The 13,294-nt window shown below is 73.0% G+C and carries 18 protein-coding genes; 9 read left to right on the top strand and 9 right to left on the bottom strand.

Annotated elements, in window-relative coordinates; genetic code table 11:
- Nucleotides 1-21: 21 nt before the first annotated feature.
- Nucleotides 22-837: a class I SAM-dependent methyltransferase gene (locus tag ACAX67_RS19155; RefSeq protein WP_370705481.1), complete on the bottom strand. Its 816-nt coding sequence runs from the start codon at nt 835-837 to the stop codon at nt 22-24.
- Between the two features lie 57 nt (nt 838-894).
- Here ACAX67_RS19155 and ACAX67_RS19160 point away from each other — a divergent pair, with 57 nt between their 5' ends.
- From ACAX67_RS19160 to ACAX67_RS19170, 3 genes are read left to right on the top strand one after another with little or no spacing between them, the layout of a single operon-like run.
- On the top strand, nt 895-1,530 hold the full coding sequence (locus ACAX67_RS19160) for a TetR/AcrR family transcriptional regulator (protein WP_370705482.1): 636 nt from the start codon (nt 895-897) through the stop codon (nt 1,528-1,530).
- Between the two features lie 9 nt (nt 1,531-1,539).
- Nucleotides 1,540-2,205 carry a potassium channel family protein gene (locus tag ACAX67_RS19165; RefSeq protein ID WP_370705483.1) on the top strand — a complete coding sequence of 222 codons (666 nt, stop codon included), beginning with the start codon at nt 1,540-1,542 and terminating at the stop codon, nt 2,203-2,205.
- A 41-nt stretch (nt 2,206-2,246) separates the two neighbouring features.
- Nucleotides 2,247-2,918 carry a potassium channel family protein gene (locus ACAX67_RS19170; RefSeq protein WP_370705484.1) on the top strand — a complete coding sequence of 224 codons (672 nt, stop codon included), beginning with the start codon at nt 2,247-2,249 and terminating at the stop codon, nt 2,916-2,918.
- 4 nt (nt 2,919-2,922) lie between these two features.
- On the opposite strand, the gene ACAX67_RS19175 is transcribed toward ACAX67_RS19170, so the two are convergent.
- The 4 genes from ACAX67_RS19175 to dut are packed head-to-tail and all read right to left on the bottom strand — an operon-like array spanning nt 2,923 to nt 5,282.
- The gene (locus ACAX67_RS19175) at nt 2,923-3,699 is read right to left on the bottom strand and encodes a DUF3159 domain-containing protein (protein ID WP_370705485.1); all 777 of its coding nucleotides are present in this window, start codon (nt 3,697-3,699) and stop codon (nt 2,923-2,925) included.
- Nucleotides 3,696-4,055 carry an OB-fold nucleic acid binding domain-containing protein gene (locus tag ACAX67_RS19180; RefSeq protein WP_370705486.1) on the bottom strand — a complete coding sequence of 120 codons (360 nt, stop codon included), beginning with the start codon at nt 4,053-4,055 and terminating at the stop codon, nt 3,696-3,698. Before ACAX67_RS19180 ends, ACAX67_RS19175 begins: the two co-directional genes overlap by 4 nt.
- Nucleotide 4,056: 1 nt before the next feature.
- Nucleotides 4,057-4,785 carry a DUF3710 domain-containing protein gene (locus tag ACAX67_RS19185; protein ID WP_370705487.1) on the bottom strand — a complete coding sequence of 243 codons (729 nt, stop codon included), beginning with the start codon at nt 4,783-4,785 and terminating at the stop codon, nt 4,057-4,059.
- Nucleotides 4,782-5,282, bottom strand: a complete 501-nt coding sequence (gene dut / locus ACAX67_RS19190; RefSeq protein WP_370705488.1) for a dUTP diphosphatase — start codon at nt 5,280-5,282, stop codon at nt 4,782-4,784. Before dut ends, ACAX67_RS19185 begins: the two co-directional genes overlap by 4 nt.
- 51 nt (nt 5,283-5,333) lie before the next feature.
- On the opposite strand from dut, the gene ACAX67_RS19195 reads away from it, so the two are divergent.
- Both ACAX67_RS19195 and ACAX67_RS19200 read left to right on the top strand, forming a co-directional pair.
- Complete coding sequence (locus ACAX67_RS19195; RefSeq protein ID WP_370705489.1) at nt 5,334-5,795, top strand: DUF3093 domain-containing protein; 462 nt, start codon at nt 5,334-5,336, stop codon at nt 5,793-5,795.
- A 53-nt stretch (nt 5,796-5,848) separates the two neighbouring features.
- Nucleotides 5,849-6,142 (top strand): DUF4235 domain-containing protein, encoded by a 294-nt coding sequence (locus ACAX67_RS19200; protein ID WP_370705490.1) that lies wholly within the window; start codon nt 5,849-5,851, stop codon nt 6,140-6,142.
- Nucleotides 6,143-6,318: 176 nt separating this feature from the next.
- Here ACAX67_RS19200 and ACAX67_RS19205 read toward each other — a convergent pair whose 3' ends face one another.
- The 3 genes from ACAX67_RS19205 to ACAX67_RS19215 form a co-directional block, all read right to left on the bottom strand.
- A complete protein-coding gene (locus ACAX67_RS19205; protein ID WP_370705491.1) occupies nt 6,319-6,609 on the bottom strand; it encodes a DUF4193 domain-containing protein in 291 nt (96 codons plus the stop codon).
- A 147-nt stretch (nt 6,610-6,756) separates the two neighbouring features.
- The gene (locus tag ACAX67_RS19210) at nt 6,757-7,569 is read right to left on the bottom strand and encodes an inositol monophosphatase family protein (protein ID WP_370705492.1); all 813 of its coding nucleotides are present in this window, start codon (nt 7,567-7,569) and stop codon (nt 6,757-6,759) included.
- Nucleotides 7,566-8,591, bottom strand: a complete 1,026-nt coding sequence (locus tag ACAX67_RS19215) for a ferrochelatase (protein WP_370705493.1) — start codon at nt 8,589-8,591, stop codon at nt 7,566-7,568. Before ACAX67_RS19215 ends, ACAX67_RS19210 begins: the two co-directional genes overlap by 4 nt.
- 32 nt (nt 8,592-8,623) lie before the next feature.
- Here ACAX67_RS19215 and ACAX67_RS19220 point away from each other — a divergent pair, with 32 nt between their 5' ends.
- From ACAX67_RS19220 to ACAX67_RS19230, 3 genes are read left to right on the top strand one after another with little or no spacing between them, the layout of a single operon-like run.
- Nucleotides 8,624-9,865 (top strand): MFS transporter, encoded by a 1,242-nt coding sequence (locus ACAX67_RS19220; RefSeq protein WP_370705494.1) that lies wholly within the window; start codon nt 8,624-8,626, stop codon nt 9,863-9,865.
- Nucleotides 9,819-11,153 carry an FAD-linked oxidoreductase, L-gulonolactone oxidase family gene (locus ACAX67_RS19225; RefSeq protein WP_370705495.1) on the top strand — a complete coding sequence of 445 codons (1,335 nt, stop codon included), beginning with the start codon at nt 9,819-9,821 and terminating at the stop codon, nt 11,151-11,153. The genes ACAX67_RS19220 and ACAX67_RS19225 overlap by 47 nt, the downstream gene beginning before the upstream one ends.
- A gap of 29 nt (nt 11,154-11,182) precedes the next feature.
- Nucleotides 11,183-11,566 (top strand): YchJ family protein, encoded by a 384-nt coding sequence (locus ACAX67_RS19230; protein ID WP_370705496.1) that lies wholly within the window; start codon nt 11,183-11,185, stop codon nt 11,564-11,566.
- A gap of 22 nt (nt 11,567-11,588) precedes the next feature.
- Here the strand turns inward: ACAX67_RS19230 and ACAX67_RS19235 are convergent, their stop codons facing one another.
- Nucleotides 11,589-12,110 (bottom strand): hypothetical protein, encoded by a 522-nt coding sequence (locus tag ACAX67_RS19235; RefSeq protein WP_370705497.1) that lies wholly within the window; start codon nt 12,108-12,110, stop codon nt 11,589-11,591.
- Nucleotides 12,111-12,327: 217 nt separating this feature from the next.
- Here ACAX67_RS19235 and sepH point away from each other — a divergent pair, with 217 nt between their 5' ends.
- Complete coding sequence (sepH, locus tag ACAX67_RS19240; RefSeq protein WP_370705498.1) at nt 12,328-13,236, top strand: septation protein SepH; 909 nt, start codon at nt 12,328-12,330, stop codon at nt 13,234-13,236.
- The last annotated feature ends 58 nt before the right edge of the window (nt 13,237-13,294 follow it).

Raw genomic sequence — 13,294 nt, forward strand, 5'->3', positions numbered from 1 at the left:
CATCACCCCCGACGCGTACGGTCAGGAGGCCCGCAGCACCAGTGCGCGTGCGGGGACGTCGTAGCCCCCGCTGTCGCCGGCGTACGGCGCCACCGCCTCCTCCGCGGTCCTCCGGACCGCCGCGACCTGCTCCTCGGTGGCCACGGCGAGGGCCGCGGCGATCGGCGGAGCGAGCACCCGCACCATGTCGAAGTGCTCCGTCGCGCTGGCGTAGTGGCGGGTGAGCTCGACGACCTCGACGCGCACCTCGGCGAAGCCGGCGTCGTGCGCGAGCTTCTCGAGCAGGTCGGGGTCGCCGAGGGAGAACGGGCCGCCCGGCTCGGTCGGCATCGGACCCGACAGCACGCCGTTGACCACCGCGGCGAAGCCGACCGAGGCCATCCACGGGTTGCCGCCCATGTCGCCCCACACCGCGGCAGCGAGACGCCCGCCCGGGCGCAGGACGCGCCGGATCTCCTGCAGCGCGCGGAGCGGTTCGGGCACGAACATGAGACCCATGCGGGACACCACGACGTCGTACTCCTCGGCCGGACCGGGGATCGCGGCCGCATCGACCACCGCGCCTCTCGCCTGCCGCACACCGGCGAGCTTGGCGGTGATCAGCGCGACCATGCCGGGTGCGACGTCCGTCGCCACGAGCCGGCCCTCCGGCCCGACCAGGCCCGCCAGGTCCACCGCGAGGTGGCCGGTGCCGGCGCCGAGCTCGAGCACGCGGTCACCGGCGGCGATGCCGGCCGCCTCCAGGAGGACGCGCGTGACGTCCCCGTGCGTCTCCTCGATGTCGCCGGCGCGCGCCTCCCACGCCTCGGCCACCTGCGACCACCCGTCTGCGGACATCCGACCCACCTCATTCGATATAGTAGAACTGTTTCCAGTACAGCGATGGTGTATCCGATGACTCGACCTGTCAAGAGGCAGTACGACGGCAGCCGCCGCCGCGCGCAGGCGCGCGAGACGCAACGCGCCGTGCTGCGCGCGGCGCACGACCTCTTCGTCGAGCAGGGCTACGGCCGCACGACCATCACGCAGGTCGCCGAACGGGCCGGGGTCTCCCCCGAGACGATCTACGCGACGTTCAGGAACAAGGCGACGCTGCTCCACCGCACCTGGGACGTGACGATCGGCGGCGACGACGACGAGGTCGTCTTCCACGAGCGTCCCGAGGTCGTGGCGATCCGCGCCGAGCCCGACCTCGCGAAGCGGTTCCTGATGCACGCGCGGCTGTCCACCGCGACGGCGCGACGGATGACCCCCTTCGTACGGGCGGTCCAGGGCGCAGCGGCGAGCGAGCCGCGGGCGGCCGAGATGGCCGCGGAGATGGAGCGGCAGCGGCTGGCGGGCATGGGCGTGATGGCGGCCGAGGCCGCCGCCACCGGGCAGCTCAAGGTGTCGGAGGAGCAGTGCCGCGACATCATCTGGTCGATGACCGACGGCCACCTGTGGCACCGGCTCGTCGTCGAGCGCGGCTGGAGCGACGAGCGGTACGCCGACTGGCTCGGCCGCACGTGGGTCGCGATGCTGGTGCTATAGCGTTCAACCGTGCACGTCGTGATCATGGGTTGTGGCCGCGTCGGCTCGACGCTCGCCCGCAGCCTCGAGGACCGCAACCACACCGTGGCCGTCATCGACAGCGAGCCCGACGCGTTCCGTCGCCTGGGCCCCGGCTTCAACGGCGACAAGGTCGCCGGGATGGGCTTCGACCAGGGCGTGCTGGAGAAGGCCGGCATCCGCCGCGCCGACGCGTTCGCCGCCGTCTCGAGCGGTGACAACTCCAACATCATCGCGGCCCGGGTGGCCCGCGAGACGTTCGGCATCCAGCAGGTCGTGGCCCGGATCTACGACCCCGGTCGCGCCGAGGTCTACCAGCGGCTCGGCATCACGACCGTCGCGACGGTGAAGTGGACCGCCGACCAGGTGCTCCGCAGGCTGCTCCCTGCGGGTGCCGAGCCCGACTTCCGCGACCCGTCGGGCACGATCCGGATGGACCACATGCTCGTGCCGGAGCGCTGGGTGGGCTCATCGGTGGGCAGCTTCCAGGAGCAGGCACGGGCGCGGGTCGCCTGGATCGACCGGCTGGGCGAGGGGATGCTGCCGACCCGCGAGAGCGTCATCCAGGAGGGCGACCTGCTCCACGTGGTCGTCCGCGAGGAGCACGCCAGCCACGCCTACGAGGTGCTCGAGGCGGGCCCGGAGCACAATGAGTGACGACATCGTCGGCCAGACCGAGAGAGACTGAGGGACCTGCCATGCGCGTCGCCATCGCCGGTGCCGGGGCCGTCGGCCGCTCGATCGCCCGCGAGCTGATCGAGAACGGCCACGAGGTGCTGCTCATCGACAAGTCCCCCGCCTCCATCCGCCCCGAGCGGGTGCCCGACGCGGAGTGGCTGCTCGCCGACAGCTGCGAGCTCTCGTCCCTCGAGGAGGCCCGCCTCGACAAGTGCGACGTGGTCATCGCGGCCACGGGCGACGACAAGGCCAACCTGGTCACCTCGCTGCTCGCGAAGACGGAGTTCGGCGTCCCCCGCACGGTCGGCCGGGTCAACCACCCCAACAACGAGTGGCTCTTCACCGAGGCCTGGGGCGTCGACGTCAACGTGTCGACGCCGCGCATCATGTCCGCGCTCGTCGAGGAGGCGGTCACGGTCGGCGACCTGGTGCGCCTGTTCACGTTCCGCCAGGGCAACGCCAACCTGGTGGAGATGACGCTGCCCGCCGACTCGCCCTTCGTCGGCAAGGAGTCCGGCCTGATCCCGCTCCCCGAGAACTGCGCCCTCGTCACGATCCTGCGCGACGGCCAGGTCTACGTGCCGACCCCCGAGCAGCCGGTCGAGTCGGGCGACGAGCTGCTGTTCGTCGTACCCGCCGAGGCGGAGGACGAGCTCGAGCGTCTGCTCGCGCCGATGTCCCACCCGGGCTGACGACTCAGCCGGCTCCGGGCTCCGGTTCCAACGGGGTCGCGTTGCGGGCCAGCAGCCAGATCATCAGCGCCCACGACCCGATGCGCAGCGCCCAGCCCAGCCCGGTGCGCAGCACGAGGATCACGACGACCGCGACGTCGGCGTCGATGGTGCCGGCGTGGCCCAGCAGCCACACCGGGCCCTGTCCGATCACCCCGATGGCGCCGGGCAGGAGCATGACCCAGGTCAGCCGGCTGCACAGCTTCACGACCTGCTCGTTCTTGTGCCAGCCGACCGGGTCCTCCGTCGCGGCGCCCAGCATGAAGCCGAGCACCGGCCAGCCGACCAGGCACGAGGCGCTCATCACGACGGTGTAGGCCAGGCTGATCAGGATCCCCGGCAGGAAGAACGCGAGCGCCTTGTCGGACTCCGAGCCGCCCGAGGACTCCGCCCAGCGCACGAAGACCCAGCCGATGCCGATGCCGAAGATCGCGTTGAAGACGTACTGCGTCGGGCTCTTCTGGATCACCCGCGCCACCAGCGCGGCGCCGGCCACGGCGAGGCTGGCGATGAGAGCCAGGTGGAGGTCCTTGGTGGGCAGCCAGATGCCGGAGAAGATCACACCGGGGATGGCGGCCTCGAGCATGCCGCGCTTGCCGCCGAGGGACGCCGCCAGCTGGTGCCGGACGAACGCCTCCACCGTGCCGACGTCGAGCTGCGCGGCGGCCGTGTTCGTCAACGAGTGGTCCTCGTGGTCCGGGTCGACCGCCGGGGTGCCGGCGCTCTCCTCCGTGCCGCTCACAGCAGCTCGTACTTGGGGTTGTAGAGCACGCGCTCACCGTCGTGCTCGCCGATGCGGCCCGACACCTCGATGGCGCGGCCCGGGCCGATGCCGGCGATCCGCCGGCGGCCCAGCCAGATCAGGGTCAGGGTGGCCGTGCCGTCGTAGAGCTCGGCCTCCAGCGCCGGCACGCCGCCGCGCGGGCGCAGCGTCACCGTGCGCAGCGAGCCCCTCAGCTGCACGGGCGTGCGGGAGGGCGCGTCGGCGATCGTGATCACACCGCTGCCGGAGAAGGTCTTGCGGAGGTCGCGCGCCTCCGCCTCCTCGGGACTCGCCCACTTGCTGATGGTGCGCCGCAACCGGCTCTTCGTCGGCACGTCAGGCCTCCGGCGCTCGTCCCTGGGCCGCGGCCCGGGCAGCCTGCTCCTGGGCCTGCTGGGCCTGCTCCTTGATCTCCTCGGGGAGGGTCAGCGGCAGCGCCTCGCCGACAGGCATCGCCTGCGAGCCGCGGCGTACGGCGACGTTGCCGATCGCCGAGCGCCACTCCTCGAGCGCCGCCTGCTCGACGGCGGGACGGCCGAGGAACGTCGCCCGGAGCAACCACCGCGGCCCGTTGAAGCCGATCACCCGCGACGTCTGGTTGCCGGTCTGCCCGTCACCGGTCTGCACCTGCACCTCGCAGAGCAGCTCGGTGCCGAACGGCCCGTCCTGCTCGGTCGCGGTGCCGCCGCGGCGCGCGGCGTCGGCCGCGATCTGCGGGCGCACCTCGCTCCAGAGGTCGCCGTTGCGTGGCGCCGCGTAGGCACGAAGCTCCACCGCGCCGTCCGGCCCCGCCAGCACGACGGACCGGACCTCGCCGGAGCGCTCGTCGACCTGGACGCGCAGGTCGCGGCCCGCGACGGGCGCGACCAGCAGGGCTCCGAGGTCCACCCGGCCCACGCCGTCGTCGGGGAGGTCGTCGTAGTCGTAGGGACCGTCGCCGTTGCCCTCGGAGAGGTCGGCGGAGTCGCCCGACGTGCGGTCGTCCGACGCCTCGGCGCCCGTCTCCGGGGCGCCGTCCCCCTCGATGTCGTCCGAGACGGTGCCGGCCTTGCGGCGGAACTTCACGACTTGCTCTCCTTCGCCTGCGCATGGGTGGGGCCGAAGCCTCCAGTAGAACCGTAGCCGCCGGTCCCGCGGACGCTCTCGGGAAGGTCGGCGACGGGCACGAACCGGGCCCGTTCGAAACGCTGCACGACCAGCTGGGCGATCCGGTCGCCGCGGCTGAGCACGATCGGGTCCACAGGGTCGTGGTTGATCAGCATCACCTTGATCTCGCCGCGATAGCCGGCGTCGATCGTGCCCGGCGTGTTCACGATCGACAGGCCGTGGCGGGCAGCGAGGCCGCTGCGGGGATGCACCAGCGCGACGTAGCCGTCGGGCAGTGCGATCGCCACGCCGGTGGGCACGAGCATCCGCTCCCCCGGCTTCAGCTCGACGTCGACGGTGGTCATCAGGTCGGCGCCCGCGTCGCCGGGGTGGGCGTAGGCCGGCAGCGGGAGCTCCGCGTCGAGCAGGGTGACCGGGATCTCGAGGTCCGCCGCGGGGTCGTGTTCAGGAGGCACGGACCCACCCTAGAGAGGATGCGTGCGGCAGCGGATGGGATCCTTCCTCCCGTGAGCAACGAGCAGGAGCACGACGAGCGCCTCGCCGTACCCCTGCGCTGGTGGGCCCAGGGCACCATGCTCGTCGCGACCCTCTGGCTGACGGTCGTCGTCGCCGTACCCGGCCCGACCGCGTGGATCGTCACGGCGGTGTCGCTGTCGCTGCTCGCGCTCGCGCTCTGGTGGTACGGCGACGCGCGGGTCGTCGTCCGCGACGGCTGGTTCCAGGCGGGCCGCGCGCGCATCGAGGCCGGCTACGTCGGCGAGGTGGCGGCCCTGGATGCCGAGCAGACCCGTCTCGTGGCCGGCCGCGACGCCGACGCCCGGGCGTACCTGCTGCTCCGCCCCTACATCCACCGCGCGGTGAAGGTCGAGGTCGTCGACCCGGCCGACCCGACGCCGTACTGGCTGGTCAGCTCACGCCACCCCGAGGCGCTGGCCACCGCGCTGACCGCGCTGCCGCGTCGCAGCTAGGTCCGGCCCGGGCCGAGGTCGGCGAGGGCCGGGACTTGGGTAGGGTCGCCCTCATGGCAAAGGGCGACAGTTCCAAGGTCTGGTCGATCTTCTCGCTGGTGGCCGCTCTCGGCGGCGCCGCGGCGGCCCGGCAGGCGATCGACAAGTCGTGGAAGCTCAGCACCGGCAAGAAGCCCCCGGAGAACCCGGCCGACCCCGACGTCGACCTCTGGGAGGCGGTCGCCTGGGCCGCCACGACCGGTGCCGCCGTCGCGCTGGCCAAGATGTACGCCCAGCGCCGCGCGGCGTCGTACTACTTCAGGTCGACCGGCGAGCTGCCCCCGCCGCTCCGCAAGGACGGCGCCTGACCCGCTCGACGGGCGTCGAGCAGCCCCGACCCCCGGTCGAGCAGCCCCGACCCGCGGTCGTCGAGTAGTCCGAGCCCCTGGGCGAGGACGTATCGAGACGCCCGCACCCGCGCGCCGGCAGCGTGCGGGTGCGATGGTCCGGGCGGCGATGATCGATCAGCGTCGCGCTCGGCCGATCAGGCGCAGTCGCGACAGATCATCTTCTTCGGGTCGGCGAGCTGCGAACGGTGGTGCACGAGGAAGCAGCTCATGCAGGTGAACTCGTCCTCCTGCTTGGGCTTCACCTCGACGGCCAGCTCCTCGTGGGAGAGGTCCGCACCGGGCAGCTCGAAGGACTCGGCGGCTTCGGCCTCGTCCTCGTCGACCTTGCCGGAGTTCTTGTCGTGGCGGCGCGCCTTGAGCTCTTCGATGCTCTCCTCGGACTGCTCGTCCTCGTTCTTGCGCGGCGCGTCGTAATCGGTCGCCATGACGCTCACTCCCCTTCAGTCGCCGCCGATCATCCCCCGTCCTCCCAAAGAGCGGAGTTCCGATCGGCGCGGCAGATTGTGCACTATCCGGATCCGGGACGAAACCTCGGCCCCGGGCGAGTCGTCCGAACCACCGATCGACCCACGCTATTCCCGCGTGAAACCTACCGACCGGATGAGCTCCAGAAGCTCCTCGAAGCCGTGATGAGGACCACACGCGAGGAGGTCAGTACCCCCCGCGCCGGGAAGTACGACGAGACGTGCTCCGGCGATGCGCGCGATGAGTCCTCCGGCCGCGTGGTCCCAGAGGTTCACGCCCTCCTCGACGTAGCCGTCGAGGGCTCCCTCGGCGACGTGGCAGAGCTCGAGGGCGCACGAGCCGTGGCGCCGGATGTCGCGGACCAGGGGCAGCAGCCGGGCCGTCGCCGCGGCCTGCACCGCGCGCTTCTCGGCGCTGTAGGAGAACCCGGTCGCGAGCAGCCGCTGGCTGACCGGCGCCGGCCCGCGCACCTGCAACGGCTCGCCGTCGCGGGTCGCCACACCTCCTCCGGGCCTCGCCGCGTCGAGGTACCCGACGTACGCCCGGCCGTTGGCCGCGTCGAGCACGACGCCCGCGACGACCTCGCCGTCGACCTCGGCGGCGATCGAGACGGCGTACTCCTGCAGGCCGTAGAGGAAGTTGACCGTGCCGTCGATCGGGTCGACGATCCAGCGCACCCCACTGGTGCCGACGACGTCGTCACCCTCCTCCCCCAGGACGGAGTCCCCGGGGCGGGCTGCCAGCAGCCGGGCCCGGATCAGCTCCTCCGACGCGCGGTCGGCGACCGTCACCACGTCGACGTCGCTGGACTTGGTCGCGGCGACCGAGACTCCCCGGCCGGCGTGCTCCTGGACGAGCGCGGCCGCCTCGCGGGCCGTCGCCAGCGCCAGTGCGGCGAGCTCCTCCGGAGCGACCGTCACCGGGCCGCCGCTCGGGGAAGGCAGCAGCCGTCCGGGCACGACGGGATGGGCCGCTCCAACGCGAGCTCGCGCAGCGCCGCCACGAACCGCGGGTCGACGCCGGCGGTGCCGGCCCGACGCGCCTCGATGCCGAGCTTGTCCGCCGTCGCCAACGCCTCGGTGTCGAGGTCGTAGACGACCTCCATGTGGTCGGAGACGAAGCCCACCGGCACGAGCACGACGGCGCGCACCCCGTCGCCGGCGAGCTCCTCGAGCCGGTCGTTGACGTCGGGCTCGAGCCAGGGCGTGCGCGGCGAGCCGCTGCGCGAGCAGAACACCAGCTCGTGCGCCCGCTCGTGGCCGGTCCGGGCCGCAACCCCGGCGGCGACGGCCGCGGAGACCTCGAGGTGCTGGGCGAGGTAGGCGCCGCCGTCCGGGCCGCTCTCGTCGTTCATCGCGGTCGGGATCGAGTGGGTGACGAAGACCAGGCGAGCGTCGGCGCGGAGGTCCTCGGGCAGCTCGTCGATCGCCGCGATCGTGCGATCGACGTTGGCGTCGACGAAGCCGGGATGGGCCGCGAACCAGCGGATCTTGTCGATCCGGGGGGCGCCGGGCACCTCCGCGACCGCCGCCTCGATGTTCTCGCGGTACTGCCGGCAGCTCGACCACGACGAGTAGCCGCTCGTGGCGATGCAGGCGACCCGCTTCCGGCCGTCGGCGGCCATCTGGCGCACCGTGTCGACGAGGTAGGGCGCCCAGTTGCGGTTGCCCCAGTAGACGGGCACGTCGATCCCGGCAGCGGCCAGGTCGGACTCGAGCGCGGCGATCAGCGCCTTGTTCTGGTCGTTGATCGGCGACCGGCCGCCGAAGAGGAAGTAGTGCTGGCCGACCTCGGCCAGCCGCTCCTTCGGGATCCCCCGGCCCCGGGTCACGTTCTCGAGGAAGGGCACGACGTCGTCCGGACCCTCGGGCCCGCCGAAGCTCAGGACCAGCAGTGCGTCGTAGGCCACATCGGCGTCGGGGACCGGATAAGGATTCGTCACCGCACCATCGTAGGGAGCACGATCACCCCGTCATGCTCGAGTCTGCCCTTGCCCCCTACCGCCGCATCTTCACGCGCGCCACCGCCCTGTTCAGCCTGACCGGCCTGGTCGCCCGTCTGCCCATCTCGATGGTCGGGCTCGGCATCGTGCTGCTCGCGGAGCACGAGACCGGCTCCTACGCCTTCGCAGGCGCGGTCTCGGCGGTCGCGCTGGTGGCCAACGCCGCGCTCGCCGTCGTCCAGGGGCGGATGCTCGACCGGCTCGGGCAGAGCCGGGTGCTGCCGCTGCTGATCACGGTGTGGGGCATCGGCCTCGCGGGCGGCATGTGGTCGTTGATGGCCGACTGGCCGACCTGGACCACGTTCGTCCTGGCAGCCGTTGCGGGCGCCTCGCTGCCCTCGGTCGGCACCTGCGTGCGTGCGCGCTGGTCGCACTGCCTCACCGACGAACCGGCGGCACTCCACACGGCCTTCTCCTTCGAGGCCGTGGCCGACGAGGCCGTCTTCCTGCTCGGCCCGATCATCGTGACGACGCTCGCGACCGCCGTGCACCCGGCGGCCGGGCTCACCGCCGCGCTCGCCTTCGGCCTGGGCGGCACCTACGTCTTCGCCGCGATGCGGTCGACCGAGCCGCCGGTCCAGGCGCGCACCGACGGTCGGCCCGCGGCCGCGATGCCGTGGGCCACGATCGCCCCGCTCACGCTGCTGACCCTCGCGCTCGGGGTGCTCTTCGGAGCGGCCGAGGTCGCGACCGTCGCGTTCGCCGAGGAGGAGGGGCACCAGGGCGCCGCCGGGTTCCTCCTCGCCCTCTGGGCGTTCGGCAGCCTGGTCGCGGGGCTGGTCTCCGGCGCGATCAGCTGGCGGCGGGGCCCGCTCGTCCGGCTGCGCTGGGGCGCGCTCGGCATGGTCGCCGCGATGGCGCCGCTCGCGCTGGTGCCGTCGATCCCCGTGATGTGCGTCGTGCTGCTCCTCGGAGGCTTCGCGATCTCGCCCACGCTGATCGCCGCGATGTCCCTGGCCGAGGGTGTCCTGCCGACGGCCCGGCTGACCGAGGGCATGATGCTGCTCCAGACCGGCGTCGCCCTCGGCCTCGCTCCTGGCGCCGCGCTCGCCGGCATCGTGATCGACGACGCGGGCGCCTCGCCGGCGTACCTCGTCTCCCTGGGGGGCGGCCTGCTCGCGCTCGGCGCCGCCCTCGCGACCCGGGTGCCCGCTAGCGTGCGGTCCCATGACGAGGTCGCAGCCGCCGACGGGGTCGAGCGCAACCTGGCGTAACTGGTCCGGCCTGGAGCGGGCGAGCGGTCTGCGCGTCGTCACGCCGGGCTCGGCGGAGGCCGTGGTCGAGGAGGTACGCCGGGCCGCGGACCTCGGCGAGACCGTGAAGTTCGCCGGCGCCGGCCACAGCTTCACCGGCATCGCGCGCCCGCGCCACACCCTGCTGCTCCCGGACCGGCTCGGCGGCGTCACCGGCATCGACCGCGAGGCGATGACCGTCACCGCGCTGGCCGGCACGCGGCTGAAGGACCTCAACGCCGAGCTCGAGCGCCAGGGCCTGAGCCTGCACAACATGGGCGACATCGCCGAGCAGACGCTCGCCGGCGCGATCTCGACCGGCACCCACGGCACCGGTGGCCGCGCGGCGGGGCTGGCCGCGCAGGTGGTCGGACTCGAGCTGGTCACCGGCGCCGGCGAGCTCCTCCCGCTCTCCGCCACAGAGCACGCCGACCTGCTCGACGTCGCCCGGGTGGGGCTCGGCGCCCTCGGCATCCTGGTGTCGGTCACCTTCGCCGTCGAGCCCCTCTTCCTCCTGCGCGCCGAGGAGAGGCCGCTGCGCTGGGACGAGGCGCTGGCCACCTTCGACGAGGTCGTGGCAGCGCACGACCACGTCGACATGTACTGGTTCCCGCACTCCGACCGGCTGCTCACCAAGCGCAACGACCGCGTCGGGACCGACCTGTCGAAGGCCGAGCCGCTGCCGCGCTGGCGGCACTGGCTCGACGACGACTTCCTCTCCAACACGGTCTTCGGCGCGCAGACGGCGGCGCTCAACCGGGTGCCCCGGGCGATCCCGCGGGCCAACCGGGTCGCGTCGCGGCTGCTCGCCCCCCGCACCTACACCGATGTCGCGCACAAGGTCTTCACCAGCGAGCGGCGGGTGGTCTTCCGCGAGATGGAGTACGCCGTGCCGCGCGCCGCCGGCCTCACCGCTCTCCGGGAGGCCCGGCGAATGCTGGAGGCCTCGGGCCTCTCCATCTCGTTCCCGGTCGAGATCCGCGTCGCCCCGGCCGACGACGTGCCGCTCTCCACGGCCCACGACCGCGACTCGCTCTACCTGGCCTTCCACACCCACCACGCCGCCGAGCACGCCCGCTACTTCGCGCTGATGGAGGCGGTCATGCGCGACCACGACGGCCGCCCCCACTGGGGCAAGCTGCACACCCGCACAGCCGACGACCTCGCACCGCTGTATCCCCGCTTCGAGGAGTTCCTCGCCGTCCGCGACCGGCTCGACCCCGCCCGGGTGTTCGGGAACGACTACCTGCGGCGGGTCCTGGGGTCCTGAGCTCGGCGCCGACCAGGGACAATCTCCCCGTGGCGAGAGATCGGCGGTGTCCTTGCGGGTCCCTGACGCCGTACGGCGACTGCTGCGGCGCGCTGCACCGCGGCGCCCGGGCGGCGGCGACCGCGGAGGAGCTGATGCGGTCGCGCTACAGCGCGTACGTCGTCCACGACGAGGGCCACCTGCTGCGCTCCTGGCACCCGGCGACCCGGCCGGCGTCGATCGGCTTCGACGACGACCTGCGCTGGACCGGTCTGGAGATCGTCGCGACGGAGGCGGGCGGGACCGCGGACGTCGACGGCGTGGTCGAGTTCCGGGCGCACCACACGGTCGCCGGCGAGCCGGGGGTGCTCCACGAGGTCAGCCGCTTCCGTCGTCACGACGGGGCGTGGACCTACGTCCGCGGCCGCTCGTAGACCCCGGCTGCCGTCTCGTCGGTCAGCCGTCCCAGCGGACGACGTCCTCGCCGTCCCAGCACTGGTGGGCACCGCTCATCCGCGGGATGTCCCAGCGCCGGAAGGTCCGGCAGCTCATCACGTCCTGCCCTCCGAGTGCCCGCGGAGCCTTCCACGCCCCGTCCCGCTTGACGAAGAAGTGGTAGTTGCCACCGGTGGCACACGAGTCGGGGGCGCCGCCCGGTCCGCCGGGGAAGCTGCCCTCGTCGGAGATGTAGGCGACCTTGCTGCGCACCTCCTTCACGACGACGAGCGGCGCCTGGGCGCAGGCCGGGTCGTTGTCGGTCCAGCCCCAGATCTGGTCGAGCCGGGTGCGCACGAACGACCGGAAGGCCCGGGGCGTCTCGGCGAGCCGGTGGTCGACCTGGCCGCTCGCGCGGTGCACGGTCGCGCCCTGCCCGTGGTAGACGACCGGGGCGGCCGCGGACGCGGGCGCGCCGAGGGCGGCGACCGTCAGGACGGGCACGGCGAGCGCGAGGGCGGCACGGGCAGCGGGGCGGATCATGGTTCCTCCGAAGGGTGGTGGGTGACGTGCGTGCACCTCCCTGACGCGCCACACCGCCGCCCGGTTGCATCGCGGTCCGGATCTCCTCGGATATCGACTTATCGGCACGCCGGGCGCGCATCCCCTATCCGGCGCTCCGCCGCGCGTAGGCTCCGAGACACCCGAGCACCACCACCGAGGAGCACGACGGGCCCGACCGGGTCCGGAAGGACGGAGCATGGCGCATCTCGATCTCGCAGGAGTCAGCGCCGACGGCCGTCGTCTGCTCCTCGTGGGTCAGCAGGGCGAGGAGTTCACCCTCGCGATCACCCCTGCACTGCGCGCCGCGCTCCGCGGTGAGACCACCCGCATCGGCCAGTTGGAGATCCAGATGACGAGCACCCTGCGCCCCCGCGAGATCCAGACCCGGATCCGGGCCGGAGAGACGCCCGAGGCGGTCGCGACCGCGGCGCAGACGACCGTCGAGGCGATCATGCCCTACGTCGGACCGGTGCTGGCCGAGCGCGAGCACATCGCCCAGCGTGCGCAGAAGTCGTCCGTGCGCCGACCGGTCGGCGACAGCGGCAGCGGCGCGCGGGTGCTCGGCGACGCCGTCGCCACCCAGCTGGCCGACAACCAGACCAAGCTCGAGACCGTCGCCTGGGACGCCTTCCGGCGCGACGACGGCCGGTGGGAGCTGACCGGCACCTTCGAGACCGCTGCGCGGTCGGGCACCGCCCGGTTCACCTTCGACGCTCCCGGCAACTACGTCGTGGCCGACAACGACGACGCCCGCTGGCTGGTCGGCGGTCTCGTGGCCCCGTCCGAGCAGCAGCACCGCGACGACCTCCAGCAGGTCCGCGAGCGACGGCTCGCGGCGGTCTCCGACGAGCTGCCGCTCGGTGACGACGCGCTCGACCTGGTGACCGACGAGGAGAGCGAGGTGCTCGTCGAGGAGCCGACCACCAGGCCGTCGTACGACGAGCCGCTGCGCGACACCTCCGTCCACGCCGACCCCGACCCCGAGGTCAGTGCCGCTGAGGCGGCCGCCGAGGCGTCCAAGCACCGGCGACCGGTCGCCAAGAAGCGCGGCCGGGCGTCCGTGCCGAGCTGGGACGAGATCATGTTCGGCGGCTCGGGCGAGTGAGGTTGACGCAGGGCTAGGCCCTGTCCAGGCCGCCTGAGACGAGGGGCGGCGCAGGGCC

The organism is Nocardioides candidus (assembly GCF_041321175.1).
Taxonomy (GTDB): domain Bacteria; phylum Actinomycetota; class Actinomycetes; order Propionibacteriales; family Nocardioidaceae; genus Nocardioides.